Below are 13,666 nucleotides of genomic sequence, written 5' to 3'. Positions count from 1 at the left end.
TCTCACAATTCATCACGTACGCTCGTACTGCTGAAATCTGGGCGTCAAAAGTCACCCGAACAGCCCTGATTCAAGGTGCTCGGCCGCCACCTTGAGGTGGCTGTTGTCGGGGTGGACGTAGACCCGCTTGGCGAGCGTGCCGCCGTCCGCGTGGCCGGCCCAGGCAGCCAGCACCACGTCCGGCACCCCGGCACCGGCGAGGTAGGTCAGGCAGGCGTGCCGGGCGTCGTACGGCCGGACCTTGCGTACCCCGACCTTGGCCATCAGCTCGTACACCCGGCGGCGGAGCCAGTCGGTACGTTGCGGCTGACCGAGTTCGTTCACCAGGACGTAGCCGCTGTCGACGTAGACGTCGCCCGCCTTCAGGCGCTCCTTCTTCTGCAAGGTCTGGAACGCCTTCAGCGCCTTCACGACCGTCGCCGGCATGGGAAGCCCGCGTTTGCCAGCCGCTGACTTGGCCTCCTTCTCCTCAATCTCGCCATCGACGAGCGTCCGAGTGTTCTCCCCGGCCGCGATCGTGCCGGCCTCGAAGTCGACATCGGACCAGCGCAAGCCACACACCTCAGCCGGTCGCAGGCCCATGAGCGAGAGTAGGCAGGGTGCGTACAGGCGTTCGCCGGTGATGCCGGTCAGGAACGCCTTCACCTCCTCCTGCGTCCATGGCTTGCGTTCGGCCCTCGCCTCAATGGCGGCCTTCGCCGCTGCCCTGGGGATGGCTGCGAACGCTGCAACGTTCCGCACCACGAGCTGGCGGCGAACCGCGACGTTCAGTGCCGTCCGGAGCCGGCCGAGAGTCAGACGCACCGATCGGACTCCCAGCCCCGTTCCCGGCTTGCCGCCGCGGCGGCGGCCCTCCGTCAGCATCCAGTCGATCAGCGCCTCGATGTCGGCCTCGGTGACATCCTGGAGTGGCTTGCTGCCGAGGCGGGCGCGGACCGGGAGGAGCGCGTCGCGGTAGTTGGCGGCGGTGGCCTTCTCGACATCGCGGGTAGCGGAGGTCAACCACTCGTCGAGGAACTCGTCGACGGTGATCTTGCCGGGCTTGACGTACGTGCCCCGGTCGGTCTCGTGCTTGATGCGGGCGTACTCCGCCTTGGCTTCCTTCCTGGTGTCGAAGGTGTACGTCCGTTGGTCCCGACGTCCGTCCGGTTTGCGCCCGATGTCGATGACGAACCGGTAGCGGGTCTTGCCGCTCCGAAGAGTGACCTTCTTGATCGGGTCCGAGGTGCTCACGTCGGTCCTGTTCCTTTCAGGGAGGGATGAGTTATCGCCCTGGCTTCCATGCCTGAATCAGCGGTGAGGCTGAAAGTGATGGTACCTAATAGCGGTACCTACTTTTGGGCCCGAGGTGGCGCGTGCCTCGCCGGTTGGTGATAGGCGATGTGGGATGTGGGAACCTCAACTCGTCATCCAGCCGTTCGAGTGCTCGCCGAGGAGTTGAGGCATGCCGCGACAGCGTCCTGTCGCCGAGAACCTGCCGCCGTTGCCGGCGCGCGAGAAGCGGGATCAGCAGGTCAAGATCCGGCTCACGCCTTCGGAGATGGAGAGGCTGGCGGTGATGCGGCCTGACCTCACGCCGTCCGGGATTGTCGCGTTGCTCGTCGATGACGTGCTCGCCGGACGGTACCGGCCGGCGTGGGCGGCCGCTGCGTCGGACGAGGCCGGCCGTCAGCGAGAGGCGTAGTCATGTGTCCGTCCGGGCTGGAAGGTCCTCACGGCCCGGCTGCTGTGGTTCAATGCCGACGAGGTTGAGTAGGTCCGCTGTGCGTACGCGGTAGGTGTTTCCGATGCGAAGCACCGGGCAGGGGAAGGTGCCGCTCTTCGCCAGTTCGTAAGCCTTCGTGCGGCCGACGCCGAGAGCGCGAGCGGCGGTCGCGAGATCGACCATCGCGGGTAGTTGCAGTAGCTCGTCCCGGTTGAGAGTGCTGACGGTCATCACCCTGCTCCTTAGGTCGAGGGGGTCGGACGCCGGGGTGTCCGGCCGGAGAGGCACGGTCTGACATGCCTCGACACGACCATCCGGCCTCAGCGTTGCTTGTGGCGCTACCTCTCCTTGGCTGCGTGGCCGAGAGCATTGGTAGCGCCTCGTTCATCCGGCACTCGCCACCGCTGAAAGCGTTGACGGCAACGCGACCGGCAGGACTGCGGAATTACGGATGGGAGTTCGGCAGCTTGATCGCGCCAAGTCGGGTGATCCGGCGGTCGGCGAGGGTCACCTAAACTCTCCAGGTCACGGGGGAGTACCACCCTCTATGGCCTGTGCCGCTGCCGGGTGCTCGGTTCCCGCCGCCTCGTCTGCCTTCTCTCGCCAGTAGGCGAGGCTGTTACGGGTGACAAGGGTGGGGGTGATCGGGTTCGAGGACCCAACTCGTCGGTCAGCAGGTCGGCCCGGGCGGTGGCGGCGCCGGCTAGTTTCTGGCCTCCCCTTGCTGGCAGGCTAGGTGTGGCGGGTGTTGAGGGTGTTGGGGGGATCGGGTCCGAGGACCCGCACCTGGCCGGCGAGCAGGTAGGTGAGGGCAGTGGCAACGCTCGTCCGGTCTCCGGCTTCTCCCGTCAGTAAACGAAGTTGTTTCGGGTAGCGAGGATGTGGAGATGATCGGGTCCGAGGATCCGCACCTCGTCGGTGAGCAGGCGGGGCAACGCAGAGATGGTCGCCGACGCGATCCGCACCAAAGATCTGCGCGCGCGGAATGAATTATTGGCCTCCACCTTTAGTTGTGCGGATCGGAAGAGGCCCTGCGAGTGCGGGAAACGACATGCCCTCCTCCAGGGTCAGGTTCGCTTCGTCGAAGGCTCCCGCGCATGCGGAGCCGACGGCAGAGGGCACGGCAGACAGCGACCACTGGCAGACCGGAAGATCCCCATGTGCGAGGACGACATGGCCCGACCGTTCGGATGGTGCATCCCCTGGGGAAGATCCTCGCGTTTATGGTGACGACGCGGCGAGCACCCACTCGCCGAGGAGGAACCGCGGAAGAACAACACGCTTGCGGGGACGACAGCGGCCGCCAGCATCACCAGCGCCTTGGCCGGAGAAGGCTTTTGCGCATGGGACGTGCCCCCGTCCGGGGACACAGGCTGCCGTCCCCTTGCTCGTCGATGTCGAGGCTTGCTCATAGCTGTACGCCGCCACGGTCGGCTGATTGGGCGGATCAGTCGGGATGAAGGCCTCCGGTGTCTCCTGCTGCTTCGGCTCGACCAGGGAACTTGGAATGCGGTGGTTACAGGTTCAGAGTCGCCAGCACCGGGGCGTGGTCGGAGTCTCGGGCGTTTCTGCGCTCGGTGGGATTGTCGGTGATTGAGGGGAGCGTGCGGTCGACGATCACGCGGACCTGACTAACTCGATCGAGCAGGGTCCGGCTGACGAGGATGTGATCGATCAGCTCTTGTCGGCCTCGATAAATGCGCGAGTAGCGTTCGACGTCGCGGATGAGCGGGGCGAGGTTCCACAGGCGCCACGCGTCGCCAGCGTCTGGACGGCGCTCGCCGGCAGTGCCGATTTCTGAGCCTGGCGGACCGAGCAGGACTTGGGTGGTGGCGGCTTGCGGTTCATCGTTCAAGTCGCCAAGCACAACCAGTGGCCGGGCTATCCCTTGGCCGTCGAGGAGGTCGTCCGCCAGGGCGCGGACGGTGACCGCTTCAGCCGCTCGGCGGTTGAGCGCGTATGCGGAATAGCGCGCACGCTCCCCTTCGTCTCGGGGCGAGAACCTCTTCTTGCCTGGCGGCGCGGGGTAGGTCACCAGCTTCGACTTGAGATGAACGACGACCACGGTGATCGCCTCACCGGTGACGAGCTCGACCTGCACGGCCAGTGCTCCACGGCCCATCTTCGTGGTGACCTTGGTCAGATCGTCGTCTGTGTGCACGGGAGCGAGACGTTCGGGGAGGTCGGCGACGTCCTGTACAACGTCGATCGGATGCCGGCTGAGTACTCCCACCCGAATGGTTCGATGTGCGTCGAAGTGTTCGGACAGCGCTACGTGCCAGTCGCCGTGGAGCAGCTCGACGAGGTCGCCTAGCGCCTGGGGACTACCCACTTCCTGAACCCCGAGGACGTCGGGCGTGGCCCCGTTGATCGTAGCGGCCAAGCCCGCGAGTTTCCCGCGGTACGCCTCCTCGCTGGTGGGCCCGGACGCTTCCCCTGGACGAAAGAGGTTCTCCAGGTTCCATGTGCCAAGTACAACCACGAGGACCCCCTCACCGAGCAACTGCACCGACAGTCAACAGCGACGACGGCATAGCCGCAGTCACTTCAGCGACTCGAAACTTGTTGTTCAACACCGGTCCGGCGAACCCCCGGTAGCAGCGCGCGGGTTGCGAAGTCTCGCACGCTGCGTCAGGGCTCAGCTGCGACCGCGACTTCTCACCGCGTTCCGACAACTGTCCACCGCAATCTCGCGCGAACGGCCCCAGATCAGGGCAACGCCACACATACCAGCCATAGTGCCGCGATACTTGCACGGGAGCCCGCACGGCCACTGTCCCGAAAGGGGACGCCATGCCCGATCAAGGCGCCACCATCTCTGGTCGCTGCGTCGACGACGAGGGTCAACCTCTGGCCGGTCTGGAGGTGCGCGCCTTTCACCGCCTTCCGGGGCAGACGGACCTGTCGCTCGGAGTCTCCACCACCGACAGCGACGGCAGTTACTGGATAGGCCTCGACCCTCAACAGGCGGAAGGGCTACGCCAGCCGCAAGGATTCGTCTTCATCCAGGCCAGGCGCGCAGACGAAGTGATCGCGGAAAGCGAACTGGTGCCGGCCGGATCGGACGCCCCGGTCATCGACGTGCGGCTGCGAGAACGACCGAGAGGGGTGGCGGCACCCGCGCCGCGCCGCGTTCACGGTCTGGTGCGCGACGAGCACGATCGACTGGTCTCCGAGGCCACTGTGCGTGTGTTCGACCGCGGCGTGCGCTCCGAGACGCTCCTGGGTTCCGCGCCGACGGTCGATGGGCAGTACGAAATCCGTTACCTTCAACATCGAAACGAGCGCGGGATCGACGAGACCAACGTGCTGATCGAAGTCGTCGACGAGTCCGGCCGTCGGCTGCATCGAACGCCGGTGCAGTTCGGGGTCAGCGACGACCTTAATTGCGATGTCTCGCTGCGACCCGACGGTTACCGCGGCCCGTCGCAGTGGGAACTGAGGATGTCACGGCTGTGTGGACTGCTCGGCGACATCCCGCCTGAAGAGGTCAGGGAGTCTGACGAATTCGGTGAGATCACCTTTCTGGCCGGCCAGACGGGATGGGGTCCGCCGGGGGTAGCCGCCTTGATCGCCTGCTACCTGTTATCGGCCAAGACCACGCAGCTGGCCGAGCGTGTCCCGCCAGAGCTGTTCTATGCATTTCTCGCAACGGGCCAGCCAAGCCTCTTCAAGGCGACCATGTTGGAGGATTTCCGTCGAGACGAGCGCCTTGACGTGCTGGAGGAACGGCTGCTGCAGGATGTGGTGGACCTCGGTAACGCCGAGCAGCGCAGACTGATCGACGAGGCCGTCGCAGCCAACATGATCTCTTCCCCAACCGAATCGGAGATCGAAACCGCGCTGCGCAGCTTCGAGTTCCTGCGGCGCAAGCTTTTGGCCGATCGCACGTTCGGATCCCGCGGCGAAACCGTCGCGGATCTGCTCTCGCTCGTTCCCGCCGCGGCACCGCATAAGGAGGATCTGCTCGCCAACATCAGTGCCCACGCGGGACCGATGGACCGGTTGTGGGACAACCTCCTCGAACGTTCCGTGGTGCCGCCGGAAACCGTCCGGGACCTCCGGCGCACGGTCGAGCTCGCCGCCATGACCCGCAATCACTTGCCCATGGTCGGCGCGCTCACCGCACGGCTGAACCGGGGCGAGGCGTCGTCGATGCGTGACTTCGCAAAGCTGTCTCGGCAGGACTGGATCGACCTGATCACTGGCTGTGAAGGTCCCGAACCGCCGATTGGCACGCCCGAGGGCATCGACGGCAACGGGGAAACCGAGCGCGCCGAGGCGTACGCCGCGCGGTTGGACTGGTACTTCGAACGCAAGTATCCGACAGCATCGTTCGCAGCCAAGCTGGACCGGGCACTGGACGACGGCAATGACGTCCCACACGCGTCTCGCAGCGTAGCTCGCTTTCTCGCCGACAAGTCCGACTTCCACCTGGACCGACACCGCATCGACCACTACCTCGCCGACCATCCTGACGACCTGCAGGAGGTCGACACCGAGCCAGGCTTGCGCTCCGACCTGATGGCCGTGCAACGCGTGTTTCGTCTGCAACCCACCTTCGACGCGGCCGAAGCGCTGCTTCGCCGAGGGCTCGACTCGGCCCAACGGATCTACGAACTGGGTGAACAGCGTTTTCTGGACCAGGTGGCCGACACCCCCATCAATGCCGTCGACGCCCGGAAGATCTATCGCCACGCCGAAACGTCCTATGCGACAGTGCTGGCGCTGCTCGGCGAGTACAACACCAATCTGAACGGCCTCGCGCCGGCGGTGGTGCCGGGCCTGTTGATCAGCGATGAGCAGCGGCGCCGCATAGATGATCTACCCAACCTGCAGACGCTGTTCGGATCGGAGGACTACTGCGAGTGCGCGCACTGCCAGTCCATTTACAGCCCGGCCGCCCATTTCGTCGACATGCTTCGCTTCCTCGACTTGCGCGCTACTGGCGTCGAGGCGAACAAGACCTGCAAGCAGGTGCTGTTCGAGCGGCGTCCCGACCTCGGCGACGTCGAACTGTCGTGCCACAACACCGATACCCCGCTGCCCTACATCGACCTGGTCAACGAGGTGCTCGAAGATGCAGTCGCTCCGAGCGGCAGCTCGATCAGCATCGACGCCTCAGTGGTCGCGGCGGGAAAGATCAGCTCAACGCTGCAGGCTGCGCTGAAAGAGACGCGGTTCACCGTCGAAAGCGACGCCGAGGTGGAGAAATCGCCCATTGTGGGGCAGTGGATCGTCCGTGACAGCAGAAGCGCGCTCACGCTCTCCGATTCCGGGGGAGGCACCGGATCCGGCGTAGCGCCTAACGAGTTCCTCGTCACCGACCGGAGGCAAACGCTCGGCACCGCCGAGGAGCTGCGCGCCGCACCCGAACACCTCAACGCCAACGCTTATATCCAACTCTTCGACGACGTCTTCCCTTTTGAGCTGCCATTCAATTTCTGGGACCGACAGGCCCGGTCCTACCTGACTCGCCTCGGGATAAGCCAGGCGAGGTTGCTGCAGCTGTTCGGCGAGAATGAGAACGAAGGGACACAGGAGTTCCTTGGTCTCCGCAAGGCCCGCGCCCAACTGGGGATACTCGACCGCACCCTGTTTCGTCCGGCTGAACGCGATGATCTCGGTAGCGTGGACCCGCCGTGGAAGTACTGGGGCCTCGACGAGGACAACAACGCTATCCCCCACCCTGACTTTCCGGCCGACGAGACCAAGAACCTCATGGGCACATGGGTCGAGGTACTAGCCAGCGTGTCGGTGTTTCTACACCGGGCCGGTCTGACGTACACCGAACTGCGCCAACTACTCGACATGGTTTTCGTCAACCCCGACCACGGCATCTCGATCGCCGACAACCCGAGCTGCGATACGTCGACCTCGCGCTTAGACGGCCTGACTGCCGCCGCACTGAACCGGGCCAACGGCTTTATTCGCCTCTCGCGTGCTCTCGGCTGCACCATGATCGAACTCGACCGCTTCCTGGGCAGGGTCTCCCCCACACTCGACCACGTCCTACCGGCCCAATTGAAGCTGATTGCCGAATGCATGGAGGTTCACGAGCGCACCGGTCTCGATTTGGAGATTCTGAGCGCTTTGTTCAACGGTTTGAGTGGTGTGCGCTATGTCGATCGGGCCCACGGTGACGCGCCGATCCTGAGCGTCTACGAGAAAACGTTCCGGGGCGACCCGGCGTCGGCCGCGGTGTTTCCACCGAGTCCGGCCGACTTCGAAGCTAAGGTCACCGATTGCGCTGCGCCCCTGATGGCGGCGCTGCGAATCACCGAATCGGACCTCGCTCGATCACTTCACCCGTTGGGCGTACACTTGCCCGCCGATTCCGACGCGATTTTGCGGGCACAACATCTGCGGTATCTAACTGCCGTCACCACTTTTTCAAAACTGGCCGGGCTCAGTGTCCCGGATATGTCTCAGCTACTCGACCTCACCGACAATAGCTTGTTGACGAGCCCGCACGGCACGCTGACGCTGCTCGATACCATTGATCAGCTCAAGATCCTAAGCTTGACCATTGGCGAGCTATACTGGTTGCTGAGAACGGACGGTACCGTCCCGCCCTCACCCGACCCTGACCCGGCGCAGTTCATCTCCGACCTCAAAGATCGCCATGCCAAGATCGTCGATCCCCAACCGGTACGGATTGCCGACGATGGGCTGCCTGATGCGTCAGAAATACGCGACCTGCTCCAACAACGAGCAGACACCCAAAAGCAGCTTCTTACCACCGAGGCAGTCGCGAGCGCTATCGGAGTCGCGCCTCCGATTGCCGCGCTCCTGCTCGATGCGCGTGTCAATTCGCAACCGCTGCGCAAATTGTTTGACGGTGTGCTGAGCGCCGACTCAGCACTCGGCCCCGCAACGAGCGAACAGATCACGGCGGTCGATACGGCCCTGCGGCGACTTCGCAAGAGCGCGTTCGTGACCACCAGGCTAGGCCTCGACGCCAATGACGTGGCGTGGTGGCTCGCCAAAGGCGATGCCAAGCACATGTCGTGGCCACCGCTGCTGAACTTTCCGGTGGCACCGGGCGACCGCGATCTTGTGATCCGTGATTGGTTGTCGCTTCAATCGTTTTACGCTACCTGGCGGACGACGCCAGGCACGACGGTAACCGCACCGCAGTTCGCCGCCGCCCTGACCGCCGAAACGCCACCCGAAACCCTGGCCGCGATGGCCGGCTGGTCGTTTGACGACTTCGCCACGATCGCCAAGAGCCTTGGTTGGACCGAGGACGACGGGTCTCTCGCACCGTCAACCGTCCGACTCAAACTGCGCTCTATGTTGAAGCGCGTCAGTGACTGCATGGCGGCGCTGCGCCGCATCGGCGCAACCGCTGAACGCGCGGTCTCGTGGGCGGCCGCGACCGGCACCACGTCCAACGGCGCAGATAAAGAGACCGCCGACGACATCAAACGGGTGGCCCGCGCACGTTATGACGCCACGCAGTGGCGACAGATCGCACAACCCATCGAGGACAACCTGCGCGAGACCAAACGCCGAGACTTGGTCAGCTGGCTCGTCTCTCACCCCGACTCAGGATCGGGGCGGAACTGGCATGACCCAGACGGGCTCTACCACCACTTCCTCATCGACATCGAGATGAGCCCGTGCATGCTGACCTCGCGGCTGGTGCAGGCCAGCGCGGCGGTCCAGCTGTTCGTGCAGAGGTGCATGCTGGGTCTGGAGCCCCAAGTGCATGTCGATCCCGAGAAGGACCCCCGCTGGCTTCAGTGGCAGTGGATGAAGAACTACCGAGTCTGGGAAGCCAACCGGAAAGTGTTCCTATATCCCGAGAATTGGATTGAGCCCGAGCTGCGCGACGAGAAGTCGCAGCCGTTTGTTGAACTGGAGCAGGAACTGCTGCAAAACGACGTCACCGCCGACACCGTTGAGCAGGCCTACACCAACTACCTCGCCAAGCTCGACGCAGTGGCCAACCTGGAGATTCGCACGTCGGTGCGGGAACACATCGACACGACCAGCTCGGTGCTGCATGTGATTGGCCGCGCCCGCAGCAGCGGCGGTGGCGACCACTATTACCGCCGCAACATCAACGGCGGCCGCTGGACCCCTTGGGAGAGAATCGACCTCGACATCGGCTCTGACCACCTGATCGCCGCGATGGAAAACCACCGGCTCTTCCTGATGTGGCCGCAGTTCGTGGAGAAATCGGAGGTGACGAGTGCCGTGACCGCGCCCCAGCCGGGAACCTCCGCGCCAGCGCAGCAGCCGCACAAGAAGTGGGAGGTAAGACTGTTCCGCAGCGAGCGAATCAAGGAGCGATGGTCCCCCAAAGAGCTCGGCGATGACTTACTCATCGTGGAGGGCGGCTCGATCGGGCTCGACGTCAACAACATCGGTTTGCACGTCACCGTACGCGACGGCGTGACGATCGAGCTCGCCAACACGACGAAGCCGGACTCGTTCGCATCGGTGAGTCAACTGTTCTTCCACAAGGTCGGCCGACAACTGAAGGCAAGCAGCTTTGCCGGCCTGTGGGACTGGTTCCCGCCGCCTAGCAGCAAGTTTGTCAATAACGCCATCAGGCACGACAGGCAGATGCAATTTGGTTTCGCCAAGCGCTCACATCCGACCGGTTGGGCGTCGCCGCAGGTCACGGACGGGATGAAAAACATCCTCGTCCTGCGCAGCCTGCCGTACGACGTCGCGTACACGGTGCTGCAGTCGGACGCCGCTGACCCCGGCGAGCGGGGCGCGTTTTTCTACGTCGATTGGTTACGAACCTATTTTGTGCGTTATTGGGCCAACACCCTCACCTCGTCGACCGCGTCGACGGCGTCCGGGCGGCCCCTGGTCACCGGTGTCGAATGGGGCTTTTCGTTTGTTCCCCACTACCACCCCTTCGTCGCGGTGTTCGCCGAGCAGCTCAACCGCCGTGGCTTGCGCGGACTGCTCAACCGCCAGATCCAGCTCGACCCAGCGGCCGCTTCCGGATACACCCCCTTTGACTTCGCCTCCTACGAGCCTGCGCAGCGCGAGGACATCGATGATGCCATGGACGGAAACAGTCTGCAGTCCTTCGTCTCCGACGACTATCCCGTTGAGGAGGTGGACTTCAGCTATGGGGGCGCGTACTCGCCGTACAACTGGGAACTGTTCTTTCATGTGCCATTCCTCATCGCATCCAAGCTGAGCGCCAATCAGAAGTTCGAGGACGCCCTCAACTGGTTCCACTTCATCTTCGACCCGATTGCCGGCGACACCGTTCCCCTCGACCCCGACGGCGCAACACCCACGCCGCAGCAGAAGTACTGGGTCACAAAGCCGTTCTATGTTCGCAGCACGGCCGAATATCAGGCGGACCGAATCGCAGCGATTCTCGCTGGTGTGGCCGCACAGAGTCCGACTCTGGTCAAGCAGGTCGAGGAGTGGCGCAACAACCCGTTCAAGCCGCATCTGATTGCACAGATGAGGACGGTCGCCTACCAGAAGAACGTGGTGATGAAGTACATTCAGACGCTTATCGCCTGGGGCGACAGCCTGTTTGCGCAGGACACCATGGAATCGATCAACGAGGCGACCCAGCTCTACGTTCTCGCCGCGGCGATCCTGGGCAGGCGACCGCGACAGGTTCCGACGACCAAGCCGGGGCCACGGCGAACCTATAACGAGCTCAAGGCGCAGGGCCTGGAACTGGCCGATCCACTGGCGGACGTCGAGAACCTTCTGCCGCCCGTCGTCTCGGGAGGCGGCACCAGCCCCACTACACCAGCGTTGCCGCAGCTGAACATGCTCTACTTTGGGCTGGCGAACAATGAGAAGTTGTTGAGCCTGTGGGATCTGGTTGAAGACCGACTGTTCAAGATCCGCAACTGCATGAACCTGGCCGGCATGGTGCGCCAACTTCCGCTCTTTGCGCCCCCGGTTGATCCGGGTCTGCTGGTCAAGGCCACTGCGGCCGGGCTGTCGATCGCCGAAGCGCTGGCAGAGACGGGGGCCCCGCTGCCTAGGCAACGCTTCACCCTCGTACTGGCACAGGCGCGGGCGGCGGTCGACGAGGTCAAGGCCCTCGGGTCCGCGCTGGGTTCGGCGCTGGACAAGCGCGACGCGGAAGCGCTCGCCGTCATACGCCAGAACCTCGAACACGACGCGCGCCGGTACGTGCTGCAAATCCGCGCGGACCAGACGACCGAGGCGCTTCGAAGCGCGGAGAGCCTCAGCGAGCAGCGCAACACGACTCAGGCCCGCTTGGATCACTACCGCACGCTGATCGACAGTGGCTGGAACCTCCGAGAAAAGGACGCGCTGGCGTTGACCGAGAAGGCGATGTCGCTGGAGGCCGCCGGCACTGTCGTCAGCGCAATCGCTGGTGCGATGGCCGTCATCCCTGACTTCGATGCCGGCGCCACCGGCGCGTTCGGCAGCCCGACGGCGAAGATCAAGTTCGGCGGAAGCCATCTGTCCGCAGCGCTTCAGATGACCGCGGGCGTGCTGCGCGGCCTGACAAGTCTGGCGCAAATGGGTGCCGGCCGAGCCTCGACGATCGGCGGATACGTGCGCCGCGAGGAGGACTGGAACTTGCAAAAGACGCTCGCCGAGAAGGAGCTCCTTCAAATCGACAAGCAGATCCTGGCCGCGCAGATTCGACACCAAGTCGCGCTAAAGGAGCACGAAAGCCAGAAGATCCAGATCGCGAACAACGAGGCCGAAACCGGCTATCTGCAAAGCAAATTTACCAATAGCCAGCTCTACGACTGGATGGTCGCGCAGACCTCGCTTGTCTACTTTCAGACCTATCAGATGGCATTGGATCTGGCCAAGCGTGCCGAGCGGTCGTTCCGATTCGAGATGGGGCTCATCGACTCCAGTTACATCCAAGGGCCACACTGGGACAGCCTGCGCAAGGGTTTGCTCGCCGGCGAACGCCTCTCCTACGACCTGCGCCGGCTCGAGACCGCGTACCATAACGAAAACCAGCGCGAATACGAACTAATCAAACACATCTCGCTGGCGCAACTCGATCCGGTCGCGCTGCTGGCACTGAAACGCAGCGGCCGATGCACATTCACCGTTCCGGAGCTGGCTTTCGATCTCGACCATCCGGGCCACTATTTCCGCCGCATCAAATCGGTTAGCTTGTCGATCCCTTGTGTGGTGGGGCCGTACACCACGATCGGCGCCCGCCTTACCCAAACCCGGGGCGAGATACGCATCAGCCCACTGCTGCGCGAGCCCGAGGGTGATCGGAATCGCTACGCACGGACGGCAGACGACGACCGCTTCCAAGACCAGATGGGCGTGGTGAACTCGATCGCGACAAGCCAGGGACAACAGGATGACGGCCTGTTCCAGTTGGACTTCAACGACTCCCGTTACCTGCCATTCGAGGGCGCTGGGGCCATCAGTGATTGGGATCTGAAGCTGAACAATGAACCTGCCCAGTTCGCCTTCGCCACGATCACCGACGTCGTCGTCCACATGAATTACACCGCACGTGACGGCAAGGATCAATTGGCCGGGGAGGCTTCGAAATACGCCAAACGCGTGCTGGCCGGCAATCCGGAACCAGCCGATACCAGCGCGAAGAAGCTATTCCGTGTTTTCGACCTTCGCCGTGAGTACGCCGACCAGTGGCAGCGCTTCCGAGAGGCAGTGCCGGCGGCTGGAGAGGTTCCGTCGCTGGCGCTGAAGGACGTCGCGTTACGGCTACCGCACTTCACTCGCGACAAGACCAAAGTGGTGCATCAGGTGGAGATCGCGGCACTCGTAAACGGCGAGACGAAGGTGACGGCAAGAGTGTCGGGACTCGGAGACGATGTCCAGATCCCACTGACCGGCGAATCGCGGTTCGAGGGCCTAGTCTCCGGCGCGAAGGAGGTGGCCAAGATGCCGCTCGGTGAGTTGGTGCTGCAATTGCTGCCCGACGCAAAGCGTTTCGAAGAGCTGTTCCTCATCATCGTCTACACGGTTGGGTAGGCATCA

At 63.7% G+C, this 13,666-nt stretch carries 5 protein-coding genes; 2 read left to right on the top strand and 3 right to left on the bottom strand.

Features of this window, described 5'->3' with window-relative positions:
- Window positions 1-51 precede the first annotated feature (51 nt).
- Window positions 52-1,233, bottom strand: a complete 1,182-nt coding sequence (locus tag AB0G14_RS24330) for a site-specific integrase (protein ID WP_357701023.1) — start codon at window positions 1,231-1,233, stop codon at window positions 52-54.
- Between the two features lie 211 nt (window positions 1,234-1,444).
- Here AB0G14_RS24330 and AB0G14_RS24325 point away from each other — a divergent pair, with 211 nt between their 5' ends.
- Window positions 1,445-1,684, top strand: a complete 240-nt coding sequence (locus AB0G14_RS24325; RefSeq protein WP_357701021.1) for a hypothetical protein — start codon at window positions 1,445-1,447, stop codon at window positions 1,682-1,684.
- On the opposite strand, the gene AB0G14_RS24320 is transcribed toward AB0G14_RS24325, so the two are convergent.
- Window positions 1,685-1,936 (bottom strand): helix-turn-helix domain-containing protein, encoded by a 252-nt coding sequence (locus AB0G14_RS24320; protein WP_357701019.1) that lies wholly within the window; start codon window positions 1,934-1,936, stop codon window positions 1,685-1,687. It abuts the gene before it with no gap.
- 1,285 nt (window positions 1,937-3,221) lie between these two features.
- Complete coding sequence (locus AB0G14_RS24315) at window positions 3,222-4,187, bottom strand: endonuclease/exonuclease/phosphatase family protein (protein ID WP_357701065.1); 966 nt, start codon at window positions 4,185-4,187, stop codon at window positions 3,222-3,224.
- Window positions 4,188-4,498: 311 nt separating this feature from the next.
- On the opposite strand from AB0G14_RS24315, the gene AB0G14_RS24310 reads away from it, so the two are divergent.
- Window positions 4,499-13,660 carry a neuraminidase-like domain-containing protein gene (locus tag AB0G14_RS24310; RefSeq protein WP_357701017.1) on the top strand — a complete coding sequence of 3,054 codons (9,162 nt, stop codon included), beginning with the start codon at window positions 4,499-4,501 and terminating at the stop codon, window positions 13,658-13,660.
- The last annotated feature ends 6 nt before the right edge of the window (window positions 13,661-13,666 follow it).

The organism is Micromonospora sp. NPDC023814, from assembly GCF_040639595.1.
In the GTDB taxonomy this organism is placed as follows: Bacteria; Actinomycetota; Actinomycetes; order Mycobacteriales; family Micromonosporaceae; genus Micromonospora.
Note: the sequence above shows the minus strand (reverse complement) of the source record. Positions and strands in the feature narration are given on the sequence as shown.